We start from the raw sequence: 20,372 nt of genomic DNA on the forward strand, positions 1-20,372 counted from the left end.
CGCCTCTTTGCAAGTGAGTGGACGGCCAGCATACGCCGGATCAGGTGCGACTCAAATCGCTCTGCATATCGCCCAGCAGCACCGGCAACTGCTCACCGAACAGATGCGGATAGCACTTTTGCAGGTGCTCGAAGAAGAAGGCTTCCGGCACATCGGTGAACTGGCCGTGATCGAGCAGATACTCCATCAGCTGCGCGCCGTCACGGTTGAACGGATGGAAAACGCTGTCATTGATGCCATCGAACTCCAGCGCTGCGACGTTGAACAACTCGCACAGTTGCTGGTTGAACGCCGGTGTAGCCTTGACCCAGCGGCCGTCGAGAAACAACTCGGTGTAGCCATGCATGGCGAACACATCGCTTTTCAGCAACTCAAGCAGACGTGGGGTAGACAGGTGATTGCGTACGTCGGTCAGACCGATGCGCGCCGGGATCCCGCAATGCCGCGCACAACCAGCGAGCAGGGTGGCTTTCGGCACGCAGTAGCTCTCCCCCGTCGCCAGTGCGTAACTGCCGCACAGGGTTTGCGGATCACGGCTGAAGGTGTACGGGTTGTAGCGCACCGCCTCGCGCACAGCGTAATAAAGACTGATCGCCTGCTCGCGCGGATCATTACTGGCACTGCGATGCCGCTCGGCGAACTCCACCACCGCCGGGTGGTCACTATCGATGAAGCGGCCGGGGCTCAGATACTCGTGCATGACGGCAATCTCCTGGGTAAGCCACGAGTCTAGCGACAGCTTGAGCACAGAGATAACGACGTTTCGGCCAAACCTGAAAGCAAAGCTGCGCAGCAACGAACGATTTCCCACACGTGTTGCCCACCGAACCTACGAAAACCATCCGGGGTTTCCCACGATTTCAATCACCATGCTCTGACCACCCTTGTTTGCAGATGCCGTCTAAGCTCTGGAGGGTCGATTTGCTTTGGTTCACGGAGGACTGAATATGCTGTTGTTGTGGATACTGGTTTTGATCGTCGGCGTGGCGTATCTCGCCCATCGACGCATCGCCCCGCTGCCCGCGTTGGGCATCGTTGCGGCCTATCTGGTTGCCATGGGGATTTTCAGTCACGCGCCGGGCTGGCTGCTCTTTGTCTTTTGGGTATTGCTGGCGGTGGTCGCCGCGCCGTTGTTGCTGCCTGACCTGCGCCGCAAGCACTTCACCGCGCCGCTGTTCAACTGGTTCCAGAAAACCCTGCCACCGATGTCGCAGACCGAACGCGACGCGATCGACGCCGGCACCGTGTGGTGGGACGGCGAGCTGTTCAGCGGCCGTCCGGACTGGGACAAATTGCTGTCCTATCCAAAAGTGCAACTGAGCGAAGAGGAACAGGCCTTCATCGACGGCCCGACCGAAGAACTCTGCGCAATGGTCAGCGACTGGCAGATCGGCCAGTCAATGGACCTGCCACCGGAAGCCTGGACGCACATCAAGGAACACGGCTTTTTCGCCCTGATCATTCCCAAGGAATACGGCGGCAAAGGCTTCTCCGCCTACGCTCACTCCCAAGTGGCAATGAAACTGGCGACGCGCAGCGGTGACCTCGCCTCGACCGTGATGGTGCCCAATTCCCTCGGCCCGGCTGAGCTGCTGCTGCATTACGGCACCGACGAACAACGCAATCACTACCTGCCGCGCCTGGCCCGTGGCGACGATATTCCATGCTTCGCCCTCACCGGCCCGCTGGCCGGTTCCGACGCCGGCGCGATGCCCGACACCGGGATCATCTGCAAAGGCCAGTGGGAGGGTGAAGAAGTGATCGGCCTGCGCCTGAACTGGGAGAAACGCTACATCACCCTCGGCCCGGTCGCGACTCTGCTTGGCCTGGCATTCAAGGCTTACGACCCGGACCACCTGCTCGGAGAAGAGGAAGACCTCGGCATCAGTCTGGCGCTGATCCCCACCGATACCGCAGGTGTGGAAATCGGTCGTCGTCACCTGCCACTGGGCGCCGCGTTCATGAACGGGCCGAACTCCGGCAAGGACGTGTTCATTCCGCTGGACTACCTCATCGGTGGTCAGGAAATGCTCGGCAAGGGCTGGATGATGCTGATGAACTGCCTGTCGGTCGGGCGTTCGATCTCTCTGCCAGCAGTGGGCACTGGCGCGGCCAAGTTCACCAGTCTGGTCACAGGCCAGTACGCGCAAATTCGTGAACAATTCAACGTACCGCTCTCGGCTTTCGAAGGCATTCAGGAAGCCATGGCGCGTATTGGCGGCAACGCGTGGATGATGGACGCCGCACGGATGCTCACCGCCAATGCGGTGGATCTGGGGGAAAAACCATCGGTGCTCTCTGCGATCCTCAAATATCACCTCACCGAACGCGGCCGCGAATGCATCAGCCACGCCATGGATGTGCACGGCGGCAAAGCCATCATCATGGGGCCGAACAACTACCTCGGCCGCAGCTGGAACGGCGCGCCGATCTTCATCACCGTCGAAGGCGCGAACATCCTGTCGCGCAACCTGATGATCTTCGGTCAGGGCGCGATCCGCTGCCATCCATTCGTGCTCAAGGAAATGGCCCTGGCCGGTCGCGAGGACAAGGATCAGGCGCTCAAGGAATTCGACGGTCTGCTGCTCAAGCACATCGGCTTCGCCGTCAGCAATGCCGCCAGCACACTGGTGCTGAACCTCGGCCTGGGTCACTTCGAACATGCGCCGGGCGACAGGATCAGTCAGGGCTACTTCCGCGCGCTGAACCGTCAGGCCGCCGCATTCGCCATGCTCGCCGACTTCAGCATGATGCTCCTGGGCGGCGAACTGAAGCGCCGCGAACGCCTGTCGGCACGCCTCGGCGATGTACTGAGCAACCTGTATCTGGCCTCCGCCGCGCTCAAGCGTTATCACGACCTGGATTCGCCGGCGTACATGGAACCGCTGTTCCGCTGGGCCATGGAAGAAAGCCTCGGCCAGTCGGAGCGTGCGCTGGATGAACTGCTGAGCAACTTCCCGAACAAGGTCTTCGGCTGCCTGCTGCGGGTCATCGTCTTCCCGTTCGGGCGCCGTCACAAAGGCCCATCGGACAAACTCGGCGCCGAAGTCGCTGCGGTCATCGGTCGCGCCAAGGGCGATCCGGCACTGGAAGAACTGCTCGCCGGCTGCTACCGCCCGCAATCGGCGGACGATGCCGTGGGCGCGCTGCAACACGCCAGCGACCTGCTCAACGCCGCGCAACCACTGCACAAAAAACTGCATACCGCACTGAAGAGCGGCCAGGTGAAACCGGCCGCCGGCGAACACGCCGTCGATGCCGCGCTGGAAGCCGGCGTACTGCAAGCCGTCGAAGCGCAAAACCTGCGCGACGCCGAAGCGGCCCGCCGCAAAGTAATCGACGTCGATGATTTCGACAAAGAGGAACTGACCCAGGCAGCGGGCAAAGTCCGCTGATCCCGGTTTATGTGAAAAAATGGCGCGAGGGCTTTATACTCCCGCGCCCGTTTTGCTCTTGAGGACTTATCTCGTGTCCAACGTCGTTGCCGATCATCTCGTGTTGCTCGACCACCTGCGCAGTATCCTGGTCGCCGTAGGTGACGCCGAACAAGTGCCCGAAGAAAGCCATGCCCTGTTCCTCGAGCGCTTCGACGAACTGCTGGCCTCCCTGCCGATCGATCCTATCGAAAGCCAATACCTGGGCCAGGACATCCTCACCCAAGTCATCAGCCGCTACCCACAAATCGCCCACCTGATCCCGCGCGACCTGCTGTGGTTCTTCGCCGGCGACTGCCTGCACTACCTTTCCGACGAAGAAATCGACCTCTACCAGGCCCTCGAAGAACGCCGCTACGAAGCCGAACAGAACGACGAACCGTTTGACTGGAACCAGGAAAAACAACTGCTGGCCATGTCCGCGCAGGACAGCAAGCACTGATATTCGACAGGTAATCAAAAGGCCCGCACTGGTAATTCAGTGCGGGCCTTTTTTTCAAGATCAAAAGCCCCTCACCCTAGCCCTCTCCCGGAGGGAGAGCGGACTGACCGCGCTGTTTGGATGAGGTACGTCGACCTGAATTACCGAGTCGAAGATTTCGAAAAGCCAAAAAATCGGCTCCCTCTCCCTGGGGAGAGGGCTGGGGTGATGGAAAAATCCACTACAAAACCAAAGCCAGACACCTCCCGCTCCTAACCACTCAAAACAATGAGCGCAAGCTCGAGTACCGCTCTTGATCTTGATCCACAGGCGACGTCGGAAGGCTGAGTGGAGGGATTGATCCGGGCGTGGGAGCGCAGCGACCGTACGACGCAGTCGTACACAGCGGAAGGAGGTGCAGCGAAGCAAACCGTAGCCGCTGCGCCCGGATCAGTCCCGCAGCGAAGGAACCCGAGCCTGCGAGGGCCGAACGCAGGAGCTAGCGTTTTGGTTACTTTTTGGCGTCTGAAAAAGTGACTCGCCGTAAGGGCGAAACCGCCAGAAGCAACAACCGAAGCAACGGATATACACCCAAAACCCCAAGAGCCTGGTCCGCCCCAAGGCCAAACCTCAAAGCAACCCCTCACTCTCCGGCAGCTCATACGCCACAGCCAAATTGCCCCCGCCCACCGACTTCCCGGGCCTACCCAACGTCGGCTCCTTCTGCAAACACTCCACCAGATAATCAATAAACACCCGCAACTTCGGCGGCAAATACCGCGTCGGCGAATGCAGCAACCACAACCCACCATGATAGGAAGCCAGAAACGTCCAGTCCGGCAGCACCTGCACAATCAGCTTCTGCTCCAACGCATAACGCGCCGTGAAATACGGCAGACTGCCAATCCCGATGTGCTGCAACACCGCCCCCAACCGCACGCCCGTGTGATTGGCGGCATAACGCCCACGCACACCGACCGTGACCGCCTTGCTGCCCTTCTTGAATTTCCAGCGCGCATCGCTCGGCGTTTCGCCCAGATAAATACAACTGTGATTGAGCAAATCGTGAGGATGCGTCGGCGTGCCATGTTCGGCCAGATATTGCGGCGTGGCGCAAAGCAAATGATCGATGGTCAGCAACTGCCGCCCGACCAGACCGGCCGGTGGACGATCAGTGATGCGAATCGCCAGATCGACATGATCATCGATCAGATCGACCTGCCGATCCTCCAGCAACAGCTCGACATCGACCTTGGGATAACGGCGCAAAAACTCCGGCATGTGCGGATGAATCACAAAACGCCCCACCGCTTTCGGCACGCTGACCCGCACCAGACCTTCGGCATCGTGGGTGAACTGGCCGCTGATTTCCATTACCGACCTGGCCGCGCTGACCATTTCCTGGCAACGCTTGAACACCTCTTCACCGCCATCGCTCAAGCGCAGTTTGCGCGTGGTGCGTTGCAGCAAGCGTGTGGCCAAGGCCTTCTCCAGACGAGAAATGCTGCGGCTGACCGCTGAGGGAGACGAACCCATCTGCCGCGCCGCTTCAGAGAAGCTGCCAGTCTCGACAACCTTGACGAAAATCGCCATTTCACCCAGCAGCGGCAGCGGAAGATTGATGCTCACGACGCACAAGTCCTTTGATGTTCGAACGGATTATCACGTTATTGCACGATTCATATAATAAAAACAGAACTTCGATCAGGGCATGGAATATGACGCTTCGCCTGTTTTTTCACAGTGATGACCTCAAGGCGAATGTCGAAGTCCTCGACTGCACACCCCACGAGAACGAATTCGCCGTAGTGCTGCGCGCGACCCTGTTTCACCCGCAGGGCGGCGGTCAGCCTAGCGACACCGGCTGGATTGGTGAAAGCCGGGTGTCACGAGTCGTGCAGGAACCTGAGCGCATTGTGCATTTCGTCGACCGCCCGCTGCCGCTGGGCATGACCGTCATCCGCATCGATGAAGAGCGCCGCCGCTTCAACACACGCATGCACTCGGCCGGGCACCTGATCGGTCATTTCATTCAGGCCATGGGCTGGATGCCGATCAAGGCACACCACTGGCCGGACGAAGGTCGGGTGCAATTCAAACCGGGCGATGGCGCAGAAGAAGTCGATGCACCCACCGTGCAAACCGGCATCGAGCAGTGGATCGAACACGATCTGCCGCGCCTGACTTCCCTGCGCGAAGGCGCGCGGGAAATCAGTTTTGGTGAACTGCCAGCCTTTGGCTGCGGTGGTACCCACGTACGCAGCCTGAAGGATCTGGGCACAATCACGATCGCCTCGCTTTCGCAGAAGAAAGGCACGTTGTCCGTCCACTACAGCGTGGATTGAGCATTTCGGACCCTGCCATTACGCAGGGTCCGACGCCGGGGAACCGCACTCGCCGTTTCCGTTGACTATCGATAGATGGACCTAAAACAAATGATGCTAGACGTCGAGCGTCTCGATGAGACGTGCATAAAAAAACTGGCCAACGAAGAAGTCCTCGCCATCCGCGTCAAACGCTTTCTGCCCGAGCCACTGGCGATCGAAATTGGCGACAAGATTCTCGCTCCCGGCTTTGAAGGCTACATCAACGCACCGAGCATCGGCCGCATTGGGATGGCCTTTTACGAGGCAGAAAACCAGCCGCTGCTGATCGAGGATTACTTCGAACGCGCGACCCGCAACATCGACGAACTGCGCCAGCGCTGCGCGCCCTACTCTTCGCCGATCGACACCTTGCGCTGCATGCTTGACGAATCCTGGCCCGCTGGCGCGCATCTGGAAAACCTTTACGGGCGCAAAATGTATGTCGGCTTGTCTCGCGTGGTCAAACCCGGCGTGCGCTTTCTTGCTCATCACGACATCTTCGCCAAGGACGCCCCGGACAGTTTTCAGGCGCGCAGCCTCGAGGCGCAATTTGCCTGCAACGTCTACCTGAACATGCCCACCGAGGGTGGCGCCTTGCAGATGTGGAATGACCACATCACCCCGGATCAATTCGACGAAATGCGCGGCGACAGTTATGGCATCGAGCCGTCCCTGCTGGGGCCGCCCGCCCTCGAAGTACGACCGCAGCCCGGCGATTTCATCATGTTCAATTCGCGGCGCATGCACTCGGTAACCCCGGGCGTGGCCGACCCGCGTTTGAGCCTGTCGTTCTTTGTCGGCTATCGCGGCAACGCTTCCCCTCTGACTTTCTGGAGCTGACATGCTTGCCAATTACCTGGGCGAGTTTCTCGCATTGGCCACCATCCATTTTCTCGCCGTGGTTGCACCCGGTCCGGACTTCGCTGTGACCATCCGCCAAAGCGTGCGCTTCGGTCGGCTCGTCGGTATCTGCACTGCGCTGGGCATCGGCGCGGGAATTTCCGTGCACGTGCTGTATACCCTGCTCGGCGTCGGCGCTTTGATGCACACCACACCGTGGCTGCTGACCGTGGCCAAAGTGGTGGGCGGGGCGTACATCCTCTATCTGGGCGTCAGCCTGATTCGCAGCAAACCGAAGAGCAGCGTCGAAGGCGAGAAAACCGCCGATGAGCCACTGGTTGAACAGTCACTGTTCAAGGCATTCAGCACCGGTTTTCTCACCAATGCGACCAATCCCAAGGCCACGCTGTTTTTCCTGGCAATTTTCACCACGATCATCAGCACCAGCACGCCGCTGCAGATTCAGGCGCTCTATGGACTGTGGATGTGCTTCGTCAACGCGTTGTGGTTCGTCATCGTCGCGCTGTTTTTCTCCAGCAACAAAGTGCGCCTGCTGTTCATGCGCCTCGGACACTGGTTCGAGCGCAGCATGGGCGTCATCCTGATTCTGTTTGCCGGACGCCTGATGCTATCGATGTAGGCCCCATAAAAAGTCCCGGCGCAGCTGCCGGGACAGTTTCATTTGTGCGTCTCTTTTGCATTTCTGTGCGACAGATCAAGTTTGAGACTCCCTCTCCCAGCGCTCGCAGTGTTAGGTTTACAAAATGTTTCTGTCGCAAGCGTCAGAAATAATTTCCCAATCCTTTGCAAAGGAATGCCTGTTCCATGGTCTTTTCCCTGAAAAAACTGGCCGCTGCCACGCTCGTCATGGCCAGCCTCACCGCGTTTACCAGCGCCGCACAAGCAAACATCACTGCCGAGCAAAGCGCAGCGATCCTGAAATCCTTCGACGGCAAGAGCTTGACGGATTTCCGCAGCTTCCTTGGCAGCCTGGCGAAAAGCGATCTGGCCAAGACGGATAACCTCAACCCGTCCATCAGCGCCTTCCTCGACAACAAGACCTTGAACGACGAGCAGCAGAACGAAATTCACCGCCTGCTCGGCATTTACACCCGAGTGAAATACGGCAAGGCCGCGCTGGAAACCCTGCGCCAACTCGTTGAAATCCCGACCTTCCGCAAGGATGGCGTGGAGCAACACGACAACCCGGAATTCATCAAGATCGCCGGCGAGATCCAAAAGCTCGCCGAATCCTTCGGGTTGAAATTCCGCAACATCGATAACCGTGTCTACGAAATTTCTCTGGACGGTAAAGGCGACGAAGTCGTCGGCATTCATGCCCACGCCGATGTGGTGCCGGTGACTCCGGAAAATTGGGTGCTGAAGGACGGCACCAAACTCGACCCGTTCAAAGTCACGCTGATTGGCGATCGTATGTACGGTCGCGGCACCGAGGATGACAAGAACGCTATCGTCGTCGCGCTGTACGCCATGAAAGTGATCAAGGACGAGAAGCTGCCTCTGGCGCGCAACTTCAAGTTGCTGGTCGACACCACTGAAGAAACCAGCGGCGATGCCATTCCTTATTACTTCGAACGCAACCCGACGCCAACCTACAACATGGCGCTGGACGGCGGTTATCCGGTGGTGATCGCCGAAAAAGGTTACGGCACTGTCATGGCCAACTTTGCCAAGCGCAAAGGTGAAGGCAACGGTGCGGAAATCATTTCGATGACCGGCGGCAAAGCGACCAACCAGATTCCGTCCGCTTCGGTGGTCACACTGGTAACCGACAAGCCAGCCGAGCTTGCCGCCAGTCTGCAAAAAGCCGGCGACGCCTACGCCAAAGCCAATGGCGGCGACTTTGAAGTCGCTGCAAAGGTTGATGGCAAAGGCGTTAAACTGACCGTAACCGGTGTGTCTGCGCACTCCTCCGAACCAGAGTCCGGCGTCAACCCGGTCGCGCGAATGCTGAGCTTCATCAACAGCCTGGACGGCAAAGTCGCGCTCAAGCACAACCAGTTCACCGATGCCGCGCGTTATGCCGATGACAACTGGGGCTTGGACTACCTGGGCAAAAAACTCGGCGTGGACTTCTCCGACTCGTTCATGGGGCCACTGACCACCTCGCTGACCTACGTCGGTGAGGATGACAAAACCTTCAAGCTGGCGGTGAATCTGCGCGTACCGAAGGGCAAGTCCCCGGAAAAGCTCAAGGCTGAGATCGCAGAGAAACTGGATGCCTGGAGCAAGAAGACTCATGTCGCTGTAGCGTTCGACTATTCCGTGGCCGAACCGATGTATCGCAACCCCGAAGGTGAATGGGTTAAGGCGCTGCTTGCCGTGGCCAGCGAAAACCTCGGCATGAAATCGGAATTCGGTACTTCCGCTGGCGCGACGTCGGTTCACGAGTTGCCGAACGGCGTGCAATTCGGCCTGGCGCGACCTGAAGCCAAATACACCGGCCACACCGATGGCGAGTTCAAGACCGTCGACCAGTTCCTGCTGGATCTGCAGATCGTCACGGAAATGATGGGCCGTGTCGGGCAATTGCCGAAGCTGTAAAGCTCTGCCTGAGCCCGATCATTGATAACCGGGCTCAAAATAAAAAAGGACCTGTGAAAAGGTCCTTTTTTATGGCCGCCGCAAAACGCGCACAAACAAAAACGCCGATCATCACTGATCGGCGTTTTTGTGAAATTGGAGCGGGAAACGAGACTCGAACTCGCGACCCCGACCTTGGCAAGGTCGTGCTCTACCAACTGAGCTATTCCCGCAAATGGCGTCCCCTAGGGGACTCGAACCCCTGTTACCGCCGTGAAAGGGCGGTGTCCTAGGCCACTAGACGAAGGGGACACGCTACCCGGAACACATGGTGTGTGTTTCGGTGTCCAGATCCGCATCCGAAGACTTGGTTCTGGTTTCACTCAGCACCGCCCGAAAGCGCTGCTGTTTAAAATTGGAGCGGGAAACGAGACTCGAACTCGCGACCCCGACCTTGGCAAGGTCGTGCTCTACCAACTGAGCTATTCCCGCATTGGCGTCCCCTAGGGGACTCGAACCCCTGTTACCGCCGTGAAAGGGCGGTGTCCTAGGCCACTAGACGAAGGGGACACACTACAACATTCACTCCCTGCCGCGTTTCGCTGTGTGCTTTACGCTGCAAGTGGCGCGCATTCTATGGATGGATTGAGGGGTCGTCAACCCCCTGATATAAATTTATTTAAATCAATGACTTCGACCTGGATTACGGGCCGCGTAGGGCTTTTCCGTCGTCCGAAACCTGACGCCTATATTCCGCCACTCGCCAAGACGTTATAGTCACCGCACAGTGATGGCAATCTGCACATCCAGCGCCAGCATTCATCTATACAGCCGGCGGCCGATACAGATTGCAGCAGCCGATCAAACCCGTCGAGCGGCGCTAGGCGCCTAAATGCCCAGCCACTACACTCGCATGCGAACCCTATAAAGAGGTCTTACCGGTGACACCACTCATGATCACCCTGCTAGTCGTAGCCGGGATCGCAATTCTGATCGCCATTGGCTACATGAACCATGTGGTGGAAAACAACAAACTGGAGAAGGCCCGCACCAAAGTCGAACTCAACGACCGCCTGCGCCGCTGCGGCGAACTGACCGAAACCTTCCCTGGCCAGTTCATGACCCCAGCGCTCAAGCTGCTGCTGACCCGCCTGGAACTCAACGTCTGCCAGCGCCTGCTCAATCTGGAAAAGACCAGCGCAACCACCAAGGCCCGCATCACCGAACTCAGCGCACTTGTAGCCCAGGGCGAATCGATCCCGGTGAACAACCCGCCCGCGCCGATCCTGACCGAGGCCAAAGCCAAAGACGTGCGCTTTCTTCTCGAAGCCCTGCATGGCCAGATCACCCGCGCTGCACACGACGGCTTCCTGCCACCGAACGAAGCCAAGCAATGGATTCGCGAAGTGCGCCACATCCTCGTACTGCTGCACATCGAATTCTTCAACAACCTCGGCCAACAGTCCCTGCAACAAAACCAACCCGGCCAGGCCCGCCTCGCCTTCGAACGCGGCGTGCAATATCTGCGCAAGCAGCAGGACCCGCAGATGTATGCCGAGCAACTGCAATACCTGGAAAAACTCCTCGCCCGAGCCAACGCCCAGGTCATGGACAAGATTGCCCCGGTGGAAGGTGAAGAAAACCAACTGACCGCCGGTTTGAAGGATGTCGAAGCCGATGCGGACTGGAAGAAGAAAGTGATTTACGACTGAGTCGGGGATGCTGGTAAAGAAGCCACCTTCATGGGTGGCTTTTTTGTGGGTGACTTGAAAGAGGATGTGAATTGAAGACCGCTTTCGCGAGCAGGCTCGCTCCCACATCGGGAAGCAGTGTTCTCAGGTAAAAATCGGTCGGCTGGCAGGCCGCCTTCGCTGGCAAGCCAGCTCCCACAGAACAGCAAAAGCAAAACCGGGCCATACCCACGCGTCGAAGCCGAGAACCTGGTCGGCCCAAAGGCCGCGAAGGGCTCAAAGCCGAAAATGCCCGACCATCGAGCGCAATTCCCCACCCAACTGCGCCAGCTCAACACTCGAAGCCGCATTCCCGCGCATGGCCACGGAAGAGTGATCCGCACTCGCACGAATCTGCGTAACACTGCGATTGATCTCCTCCGCCACCGAACTCTGCTCCTCCGCCGCCGCCGCAATCTGTTGATTCATCTGCTGAATCAACGATACCGCCGCCGCAATACTCCCCAACGCACTCTCGGTCTGCAACGCATCGCTGACCGCCAGCTTCACCAGCTCGCCACTGCTGCGAATCTGCTGCACCGACGACTGCGCCGCCGCGCGCAGGGCACTGACCAGGCGCTCGATCTCCTCGGTCGATTGCTGCGTACGCCGTGCCAATGCACGCACTTCATCAGCCACCACCGCAAATCCCCTGCCCTGCTCGCCAGCCCGCGCCGCTTCGATCGCCGCGTTCAGGGCCAGCAGATTGGTCTGCTCGGCCACGCTCTTGATCACCTCCAGCACCGTGCCGATATTCTGAATCTCGGCGCTGAGGCTCTCGATGCTGGAACTGGCAGACGTCGCCGAATCCGCCAACTGCTCGATCCGCGCCATGCTTTGGCGCACCACCTGCTGGCCGCTCTCGACCTTGTCATCCGCCGTCTGCGCCGCCAGCGCCGCCTCTTCGGCATTGCGCGCAACGTCATGTACCGTGGCGGTCATCTGGTTCATGGCCGTGGCGACCTGCTCGGTTTCCTCCTTCTGGCTGTTGACCTCCAGATTGGTCTGCTCGGTCACCGCCGACAGCGATTGCGCGGAACCGGCCAAGCGCTCGATACCGGCCTGCAAGCCGCTGACAATCGTGCCGAGGCCGGCAGCCATCTGCTGCATCGCCAACATCAGCTGACCCATTTCATCGCGGCGCGTTACCTCGACCTTCGCCGTCAGATCACCCGCAGCAATCTGCTGCGCCACACGAATCACACTGCGCAGCGGCGCAACGATCAGGCGCGTGATCACCCACGCGGCGAGTAATCCGACCAACAAGGCCAGCGCCGAAGAGCCAATGATCAACACCGTGTTCTTTTTCAGCTCCGCCTGCATCGAAGCATCTTCGGCGACATAGGCCTGATTGACCCGGTCCACCACCTGCGCCGCGCGCTGATGCAACTGGTCATAAACCGTTTTTTCTTGCGCCAGCAAACCGGTGTATTCGGCGAGTTTTTCGTTGAATCCAGCGATATGTCCCGAGACTTCATTGAGCACGGTCAGATAGCCCTCGTCCTTGACCGTGGTTTTCAGCGCCTCGGCCTGCTCCTGTGCTTGCGCCGCCTGCTCGATGTTGCCTTGACCGGCATTGTCGGCATCGCCCTTGCGGCTCTGATCCAGACGCACGCGCGCTTCGTTCATCGCCTGCAACATCAGTCGCGAGACCTGACTGACCTGATTGGCCTGTTCGATGAACTGGGCGCCGTCCTTGCCCTCGGTGTCTTTCAATGTGTAGGCGCCATCATCGGCGAGCCCGGCCTGCAACACATCGAGGTTATTGGCCACGCTGGACACCGACCAACTGGCCATTTCCAACGCAAGATCCTTGGCCTGACTCAGCGAGACAAACTCATCGAATGCCTTGCGATACGCGCCCAGCGCTTGCTCGACATCGTTCATCACCGGCACATTGGCCGGCGTTTGCGCCCTGAGCTCACCGGCGAGGACAACCAACCCATCGACGCCTTCACGCAAGGCATCGGCAGTTTTCCGATTGCTACGCAGCGCGTACTCCTGCTCTAGCAGGCGCACATTCAGCAACCCGCTGTTGAGCGCGGACATCTGCTTCAATCCGTCGAAACGCAGACTGATCGTTTGCAGGGACCAGACGCCAATCGCCGCGACCAGTGCAGTCAACAGCAAAACCAGCACAAATCCGATACCCAGTTTTTTCGCCATACCGAGGTTGGCAAAACGTCCTTGCACGGCCGAAATCATTGCGCGTAGTCCCCTGCCAAAGTCTGTTGCCGAAGATTCGCAACGGGCCCGAACCAGCACAAGTCTCGGGCGTCGGAATAATGGCAAAAAGCTACGCCCGCGTCGTTTTCAGAATGCTGGAGGTCGATCCGCGCAGGTATTGCGAAGAAACTGCCGGGCCCGTGGGTCACAGGCACAAGCCACATTGATGCGATGCCAATCGCCCGCCTCGCCGCTGGGACTGAAGGCATCTGCTGCCGATAACTCCAGCCCGCAATGCTGAGCCTGGCTGCGCACCAATGCTTGATCCTTCAATCGTGCCCGCGCCCAGATGAACAGTCCGCCAACCGGCTTGCCGAACACTTCCCACTCGGCATCTTCCAGGGCCTGCAAGGCCGCTGCGCGATCGGCATTCAAGCGCTGGCGCTGACGTTGTACCAGTTTGCGATAGGCGCCGGTCGCCATCAGCCTCGCCAGCACCGCCTCAGCCAGTCTCGAACAGCCCATGCCGCTGATCATCTTGACCTCGGCCAGACGCGTCAGCAGGTGGCTGTCTGCCAGAACAAAGCCGACGCGTAACGAACTGCTCAGTGTCTTGGAAAAGCTGCCCACGTAAATGACCCGGCCCTCATGATCCAGCGCCGCCAGCCGCGTACCGTTGCCGGTGTGCAGGTCAGCGTAGACATCATCCTCAATCACCTGCAGATCGTAGCGCTTGCTCAACTGCACAATGCGCTGGGCCACGGCGGGCGTCAGGCAACTGCCGGTGGGATTGTGATGATGACTGCCGATGAACAGGGCGCCGGGACGAAACTGACGAAGTACCGATTCAAGCATTTCGACATCTGGCCCGTTCGATGTACGGCGCACTTCGAGCATCCGTATGCCGTGCATGCGCAAGAGGTCAAACAACGGTGCATGACCGGGCGTTTCCACCACCACACAATCGCCGGCCTTGAACAGGGTGCGGACAATCAGATCCAGCGCATGACTGGCACCGCTGGTACTCATCAGCCGGCTGCTGCAGGCAGCAATATTCAGCACTTTGAGGCGCCTGACAATTTGCTCGCGCAGCGCTGGCAGGCCCAGCGGCGAGCTGTAATTGAACAGGCTGTCCATATCGGTGCGCGCGACCTCACGCAACGCGTAGCTGAGGTCGTCGGGCTCGCGCCAGCTCGACGGCAAGCTGCCCTGCCCCAGTTTCAAGCGACCGCTCGCAGCACTGATCTCACTGCACCAGGCATGGCGCCCCTCGAACCCGGCGAGTTCCGGATCTGCATCGCGCAGCGTCGGCGGCGCCGCAACGATAAAGCCGGAGCCCTGACGCGTGGTCAGGACACCCTGCGACACCAGGCGCTCGCAGGCCTCGACCACGCACGACTGGCTGAGCAGATTACCGCGGGCGATTTGCCGCACAGAGGGCAACCGCGTTGCAGGCGGGACGCCGCTTTGCACAATCCAGTCCGTCAGACCGTCGACAACCTGCTGCACGACCGGCACCATTGCCTGTCGGTCAATTCTCAGTTCCATGAGCTCGCAAACTCCTGTCCGTTTTGCTGACAGCAGTAAATCACAGCCGCGCCGTCGAAGCTGTGCGACAAACGCGTCAAATGCAGCCGTTCTAACTCTTTGATACACATTGTTTAACGGCATTCACGCCGCAGAGCGCGAGGCACAAAAAAACCCGCGCGAAGGCGGGTTCGTTGGATGAGGGCGAATGTCAAAACGCGGTCACACCGCCGTCCACCGCCAGAGAGTGCCCGGTTGTGAATGCCGCGCCATCGCTGCACAGATACAGCACAGCACTGGCGATTTCTTCGACCTTGCCGATGCGTCCGACCGGGTGCATGGCGTTGGCGAATTCGCCCTTCTTCGGGTCGGCTTCGTAGGCGCGGCGGAACATGTCTGTATCGATTACCGCCGGGCACACAGCGTTGACGCGGATTTTCTTCTTCGCGTATTCGATCGCTGCCGACTTGGTCAGGCCGATCACCGCATGTTTCGACGCCGCGTAGATGCTCATCTTCGGCGCTGCACCCAGCCCGGCCACCGACGCCGTGTTGACGATCGCGCCACCGCCTTGGGCCAGCAGCAGCGGCAACTGATACTTCATGCACAGCCAGACGCCTTTGACGTTGACGCCCATGATCGCGTCGAACTCGTCCAAAGAACCGTCGGCGAGTTTGCCTTTCTCGATTTCGATCCCGGCGTTGTTGAAGGCGTAGTCGAGACGCCCGTAGGTAGTGATCACCTCATCCATCAGATTTTTTACATCGCTTTCCAGCGTCACATCGCAGCGCACGAAGGACGCTTCGCCACCGGCTGTACGAATCAGCGCCACCGTGCCTTCGCCTCCAGCCGCGTCAAGGTCAGCCACCACCACTTTCAGGCCTTCGGCGGCAAACGCCAGGGCTGTCGCGCGACCGATGCCGTAGGCGGCTCCCGTGATTACAACCACCTGACCGGAAAACGTCATGCTCATGGAGATGTCCTCGAATGCAAAAACTGGAGATGTTGCGTCGCAGCATAGCCAAGGGCGGCGAAAGCGCGTCAGCACTATGCAATCGCTGTTTACCGGCGCATGCGCTGCAGTGATGAAACCCGCCGCGTAACCATCACTGCACTGGATCGTCTCGCATTCGCCGTATCAGCCAACCTTGCGACATCGCCGTTGAAGAGCTATCAACAAGGCTTCCTTCCATTCGAGTGCCTGTCATGACCAACCAGACCAATCGCCAGTTCCTGCTCGCCAAACGCCCGGTGGGCGCCGCGACTCGCGAAACTTTCACTTACCAGGAAGTACCGGTCGGCGAGCCACAGGCGGGACAGATTCTGGTGAAAAACGAATACCTGTCCCTCGACCCCGCCATGCGCGGTTGGATGAACGAAGGCAAGTCCTACATCCCGCCGGTCGGTCTCGGTGAGGTCATGCGCGCACTGGGCGTGGGAAAAGTCATCGCTTCGAACCATCCTGGCTTCGCCGTCGGCGATTACGTTAACGGCGCCCTCGGTGTGCAGGATTATTTCCTCGGCGAGCCGCGCGGTTTCTATAAGGTCGACCCGAAACTCGCGCCATTGCCACGCTATCTGTCTGCACTGGGCATGACCGGCATGACCGCCTACTTCGCCCTGCTCGATGTCGGCGCACCGAAAGCCGGTGACACCGTGGTGCTATCCGGCGCGGCCGGTGCGGTGGGCAGCGTGGCCGGGCAGATCGCCAAAATCAAAGGCTGCCGCGTCGTTGGCATCGCCGGCGGGGCCGACAAGTGCAAATTCCTCATCGATGAGTTGGGCTTTGACGGCGCCATCGATTACAAGGCCGAAGATGTTGTGGCCGGACTCAAACGTGAATGCCCGAAAGGCGTGGACGTGTACTTCGATAGCGTCGGCGGTGACATTCTCGACGCGGTGCTGAGCCGCTTGAACATGAAGGCGCGAGTGGTGATCTGCGGCGCGATCAGCCAGTACAACAATAAAGAAGCGGTCAAAGGCCCGGCCAATTACCTGTCACTGCTGGTCAATCGCGCGCGCATGGAAGGTTTTGTGGTGATGGACTACGCCGCGCAGTTCACCAGCGCCGCGCAGGAGATGGCCGGCTGGATGGCCAACGGGCAGCTCAAGAGCAAGGAAGATGTGGTTGAAGGACTGGAGACGTTCCCGGAGACGCTGATGAAACTGTTCAACGGCGAAAACTTTGGCAAATTAGTGTTGAAGGTTTAAGGCAAGCCTGAAACCAATGTGGGAGCGAGCCTGCTCGCGAAAGCGGTGGATCAGTCGGTAATGATGCCGACTGACACTCCCTCTTCGCGAGCAGGCTCGCTCCCACAGTCGGATCTTCAATAGTTTCAGGCGATTTCGGCTACCACCGCCGCCAACGCCTGCGCCGGATCTGCCGCCTGGCTGATCGGACGGCCGATCACCAGGTAATCGGAACCGGCATCCAGCGCCTGACGCGGGGTCAGAATGCGCCGTTGATCATCCTGCGCGCTGCCCGCCGGGCGAATCCCCGGGGTCACCAGTTGCAGCGACGGGTGCGCGGTTTTCAGCGCCGACGCTTCCAGCGCCGAACAGACCAGGCCGTCCATCCCGGCCTTCTCGGCCAGCGCCGCCAGACGCAGCACTTGTTCCTGCGGCTCGATATCCAGGCCGATACCGGCCAGATCCTCGCGCTCCATGCTGGTCAGCACGGTCACACCAATCAACAACGGTTGCGGACCACTGCGCTTGTCCAGCACTTCACGGCAGGCCGCCATCATGCGCAGGCCACCGGAGCAGTGTACGTTGACCATCCACACGCCCATCTCGGCAGCGGCTTTCACGGCCATCGCAGTGGTGTTGGGAATGTCGTGGAATTTCAGGTCCAGAAACACTTCAAAACCCTTGTCACGCAGGGTGCCGACGATTTCCGCCGCGCAGCTGGTGAACAGTTCCTTGCCCACTTTGACCCGGCACAGTTTCGGGTCCAACTGGTCGGCCAGCTTCAGTGCGGCGTCACGGGTGGGGAAATCCAGGGCGACGATGATAGGAGTCTGGCAGGCGGACATGGATGGGCTCTCAGGCTGGTCGAAAACGGCGCGCATTGTAGCGGAACCGGCGGCGGCGCGGCACCCGATGATCGGTAAATCGTCGCGCCGACCGTGATCAGCTTAGCCGGCGCGGCCAATGTGTCGACTCCGATACACAGCCGACACGCCCGCAACACGCACCGGGGTTAGCCTCGCCGGCGCAACACGTCCTTACAACAGCACTTCCCGCCTCCCGGCTGGACGCCTATGCTGAAACCACCTCTGGTAGTGAACAGCCCCATGCCCAACGCCCCGACAACCGTGACGGATGAAAGCAAAGACGACAAGCGCTGGAGCATCCGCGCTTTGATCGTCGACGACGACGTGCCGATCCGCGAGCTGATGATCGATTACCTCGCCCGTTTCAACATTCACGCCAGCGGCGTCACCGACGGCGCGGCGATGCGCCAAGCGCTGGGGCGAACATTTCGACGTCATCGTCCTCGACCTGATGCTACCCGGCGAAGACGGTCTGTCGCTGTGTCGCTGGCTGCGCGCCGAATCGGACATCCCGATCCTGATGCTCACCGCCCGCTGCGAACCCACCGACCGCATCATCGGCCTGGAACTGGGCGCCGACGATTACATGGCCAAACCGTTCGAACCACGCGAACTGGTCGCCCGCATCCAGACTATCCTGCGCCGCGTGCGCGACGACCGCACTGACCAGCGCGCGAACCTTCGCTTCGACAACTGGCGCCTCAACAGCGTCCTGCGCCAAGTGGTCGCCGACAACGGCCTGGTAGTGCCCTTGTCCAACGCCGAATTCCGCCTGCTCTGGGTCTTTCTCGAACGCCCGCGCCGCGTGCTCAGCCGCGAACAATTGCTCGACGCCGCTCGCGGTCGCTCGATCGAAGCCTTCGACCGCAGCATCGACCTGCTGGTCTCGCGCCTGCGGCAAAAACTCGGCGACGATCCGAAAGCCCCGCAATTGATCAAGACCGTACGCGGCGAGGGTTACCTGTTCGACGCGCGGGACATCGGCTGATGAAGGCGCGCTTCGACACGCTGTTCGGGCGTCTGTTTGGCGTGCTGTTCGTGGCGATTGTCCTGGCGCACTTGCTGGCCTTCGCCTGGTTCAGACTCTACGGCCCTCCTCCGCCCCCACCGCCGCCAGAACTCTCAACGAATATCGACGGCCAACCGCCCATGCACGATCCTGCTTACCCTCCGAGGCAAGCACGGCCCTGGTTCGGTGGCCCGGTGGTGCCGCTGACCTTTCAATTCATCACGCTAATGATTGCTGCCTGGTACGGTGCGAAACTGCTCAGCCGGCCAATCCAGCGCCTGAGCGACGCCGCCGAACGCCTGAGCGAAGACCTCGACAGCGCCCCCCTCGACGAATCCGGCCCGCGCGAAGCCCGTCAAGCGGCGCACACCTTCAACCTCATGCAACGGCGCATCCGCGAACAGGTCCAGCAACGCGCGCGCATGCTCGGCGCCGTCTCCCACGACCTGCGCACGCCACTGTCACGGCTGAAACTGCGCCTGGAAAACATCAGCGACGACAAGCTGCAAAACCAGATGCGCCAGGATCTGGACGACATGATCAGCATGCTCGACGCCACCCTCACCTATCTGCACGAACAACGCACCAGCGAAGCCTTGCAACTGCTCGACGTGCAAGCGCTGGTCGAATCGCTCTGCGAGAACGCCCAGGACCAGGGCGCCGATGTACAGGTCAGCGGCGGCTGCACGCCCTTGCCGGTGCAACCGATGGCACTGCGTTCGTGCATCAACAACCTGCTGGACAACGCCCTGCGTTACGCCGGACAGGCAAGGATTGAACTGCTGGAACAGCGCGAAGAACTGCTGATTCGGGTAATTGATCACGGGCCGGGCATTGCTGAGGACCAGCGGGAAGCGGTGTTCGAGCCGTTTTACCGACTGGAAGGCTCGCGTAATCGCAACTCCGGCGGCGTGGGGCTGGGCATGACCATTGCCCGGGAAGCGGCGCAGCGGTTGGATGGGCGGTTGGATCTGGTAGAAACGCCGGGTGGCGGGCTGACTGCCATTGTTCGGTTGCCACGGGGCTGAGGCTCAGCCGACTTGAAGTGTGAGCGAGGCTGCTCGCAAAAGCGTCTGATGATCCAATGCCTTGGTTGAATGTATCGGCCTCTTCGCGAGCAGGCTCGCTCCCACAATGAAACTGAGTGTATTCGGTAGATATTGGTTGGATGTGAGGGAGCTATCGCTGGCAAGCCAGCTCCCACAGGGATCGAGTGGTTTCAGAGAGAGATGGGTTGGCTTTGTGGGCGCTATCGCGAGCAGGCTCACTCCTACAGTTT

Annotated in this window: 15 protein-coding genes, 4 tRNA genes and 2 pseudogenes; 10 read left to right on the forward strand and 11 right to left on the reverse strand. The window is 59.8% G+C overall.

The features are described from left to right. Positions 1-40: 40 nt before the first annotated feature. On the reverse strand, positions 41-700 hold the full coding sequence (locus ACZ0AZ_RS01395; RefSeq protein ID WP_463538586.1) for a transglutaminase-like domain-containing protein: 660 nt from the start codon (positions 698-700) through the stop codon (positions 41-43). Between the two features lie 247 nt (positions 701-947). Between ACZ0AZ_RS01395 and ACZ0AZ_RS01400 the strand changes: the two genes are divergently transcribed. Together ACZ0AZ_RS01400 and ACZ0AZ_RS01405 are read left to right on the forward strand one after the other, a co-directional pair. Next, the gene (locus tag ACZ0AZ_RS01400) at positions 948-3,395 is read left to right on the forward strand and encodes an acyl-CoA dehydrogenase (protein ID WP_463570995.1); all 2,448 of its coding nucleotides are present in this window, start codon (positions 948-950) and stop codon (positions 3,393-3,395) included. Positions 3,396-3,468: 73 nt separating this feature from the next. Then, positions 3,469-3,876 (forward strand): PA2817 family protein, encoded by a 408-nt coding sequence (locus tag ACZ0AZ_RS01405; protein WP_129997397.1) that lies wholly within the window; start codon positions 3,469-3,471, stop codon positions 3,874-3,876. 609 nt (positions 3,877-4,485) lie between these two features. Here ACZ0AZ_RS01405 and ACZ0AZ_RS01410 read toward each other — a convergent pair. After that, on the reverse strand, positions 4,486-5,484 hold the full coding sequence (locus ACZ0AZ_RS01410; protein ID WP_463538587.1) for a LysR family transcriptional regulator: 999 nt from the start codon (positions 5,482-5,484) through the stop codon (positions 4,486-4,488). Between the two features lie 89 nt (positions 5,485-5,573). On the opposite strand from ACZ0AZ_RS01410, the gene ACZ0AZ_RS01415 reads away from it, so the two are divergent. From ACZ0AZ_RS01415 to ACZ0AZ_RS01430, 4 genes are all read left to right on the forward strand, one after another. Beyond that, positions 5,574-6,200, forward strand: a complete 627-nt coding sequence (locus tag ACZ0AZ_RS01415; RefSeq protein WP_129997398.1) for an alanyl-tRNA editing protein — start codon at positions 5,574-5,576, stop codon at positions 6,198-6,200. A 90-nt stretch (positions 6,201-6,290) separates the two neighbouring features. Further along, the gene (locus ACZ0AZ_RS01420) at positions 6,291-7,061 is read left to right on the forward strand and encodes a 2OG-Fe(II) oxygenase (RefSeq protein ID WP_463538588.1); all 771 of its coding nucleotides are present in this window, start codon (positions 6,291-6,293) and stop codon (positions 7,059-7,061) included. Position 7,062: 1 nt separating this feature from the next. After that, complete coding sequence (locus tag ACZ0AZ_RS01425) at positions 7,063-7,701, forward strand: LysE family translocator (RefSeq protein ID WP_463538589.1); 639 nt, start codon at positions 7,063-7,065, stop codon at positions 7,699-7,701. A gap of 185 nt (positions 7,702-7,886) precedes the next feature. After that, entirely contained in the window at positions 7,887-9,626 is a 1,740-nt protein-coding gene (locus tag ACZ0AZ_RS01430; protein ID WP_463538590.1) for a dipeptidase, read from the forward strand. A 136-nt stretch (positions 9,627-9,762) separates the two neighbouring features. Here the strand turns inward: ACZ0AZ_RS01430 and ACZ0AZ_RS01435 are convergent. The 4 genes from ACZ0AZ_RS01435 to ACZ0AZ_RS01450 form a co-directional block, all read right to left on the reverse strand. Continuing rightward, a tRNA-Gly gene (locus tag ACZ0AZ_RS01435) sits at positions 9,763-9,838 on the reverse strand. A 3-nt stretch (positions 9,839-9,841) separates the two neighbouring features. Beyond that, positions 9,842-9,917: transfer RNA gene (locus tag ACZ0AZ_RS01440), tRNA-Glu, on the reverse strand. 104 nt (positions 9,918-10,021) lie between these two features. Beyond that, positions 10,022-10,097, reverse strand: a tRNA-Gly gene (locus tag ACZ0AZ_RS01445). Positions 10,098-10,099: 2 nt separating this feature from the next. Further along, positions 10,100-10,175 (reverse strand) — tRNA-Glu (locus tag ACZ0AZ_RS01450). A gap of 383 nt (positions 10,176-10,558) precedes the next feature. Here ACZ0AZ_RS01450 and ACZ0AZ_RS01455 point away from each other — a divergent pair. After that, on the forward strand, positions 10,559-11,317 hold the full coding sequence (locus ACZ0AZ_RS01455; RefSeq protein ID WP_039764159.1) for a hypothetical protein: 759 nt from the start codon (positions 10,559-10,561) through the stop codon (positions 11,315-11,317). Positions 11,318-11,572: 255 nt separating this feature from the next. Here the strand turns inward: ACZ0AZ_RS01455 and ACZ0AZ_RS01460 are convergent, their stop codons facing one another. The 4 genes and pseudogenes from ACZ0AZ_RS01460 to ACZ0AZ_RS01475 form a co-directional block, all read right to left on the reverse strand. Then, on the reverse strand, positions 11,573-12,454 hold the full coding sequence (locus ACZ0AZ_RS01460; RefSeq protein ID WP_372241007.1) for a methyl-accepting chemotaxis protein: 882 nt from the start codon (positions 12,452-12,454) through the stop codon (positions 11,573-11,575). Further along, positions 12,434-13,540 (reverse strand): annotated as a pseudogene (locus ACZ0AZ_RS01465) (HAMP domain-containing protein); the annotation flags it as partial. The gene ACZ0AZ_RS01460 and the pseudogene ACZ0AZ_RS01465, both read right to left, overlap by 21 nt. A gap of 108 nt (positions 13,541-13,648) precedes the next feature. Further along, positions 13,649-15,049, reverse strand: coding sequence for an aminotransferase-like domain-containing protein (locus ACZ0AZ_RS01470; RefSeq protein ID WP_039764163.1), 1,401 nt, complete (start codon positions 15,047-15,049; stop codon positions 13,649-13,651). A 190-nt stretch (positions 15,050-15,239) separates the two neighbouring features. Beyond that, positions 15,240-16,001, reverse strand: coding sequence for an SDR family oxidoreductase (locus ACZ0AZ_RS01475; RefSeq protein WP_039764164.1), 762 nt, complete (start codon positions 15,999-16,001; stop codon positions 15,240-15,242). A 233-nt stretch (positions 16,002-16,234) separates the two neighbouring features. Between ACZ0AZ_RS01475 and ACZ0AZ_RS01480 the strand changes: the two genes are divergently transcribed. After that, positions 16,235-17,239: an NADP-dependent oxidoreductase gene (locus ACZ0AZ_RS01480; protein ID WP_463538591.1), complete on the forward strand. Its 1,005-nt coding sequence runs from the start codon at positions 16,235-16,237 to the stop codon at positions 17,237-17,239. A 125-nt stretch (positions 17,240-17,364) separates the two neighbouring features. Here ACZ0AZ_RS01480 and pyrF read toward each other — a convergent pair whose 3' ends face one another. Next, entirely contained in the window at positions 17,365-18,063 is a 699-nt protein-coding gene (gene pyrF / locus ACZ0AZ_RS01485) for an orotidine-5'-phosphate decarboxylase (protein WP_129997403.1), read from the reverse strand. A gap of 261 nt (positions 18,064-18,324) precedes the next feature. Here pyrF and ACZ0AZ_RS01490 point away from each other — a divergent pair. Beyond that, positions 18,325-19,072, forward strand: a pseudogene (locus tag ACZ0AZ_RS01490) (response regulator). Continuing rightward, entirely contained in the window at positions 19,072-20,121 is a 1,050-nt protein-coding gene (locus ACZ0AZ_RS01495) for an ATP-binding protein (RefSeq protein WP_039764169.1), read from the forward strand. The pseudogene ACZ0AZ_RS01490 and the gene ACZ0AZ_RS01495 overlap by 1 nt, the downstream one beginning before the upstream one ends. Positions 20,122-20,372 lie beyond the last annotated feature (251 nt).

It is taken from the genome of Pseudomonas sp. AC239 (genome assembly GCF_979258545.1).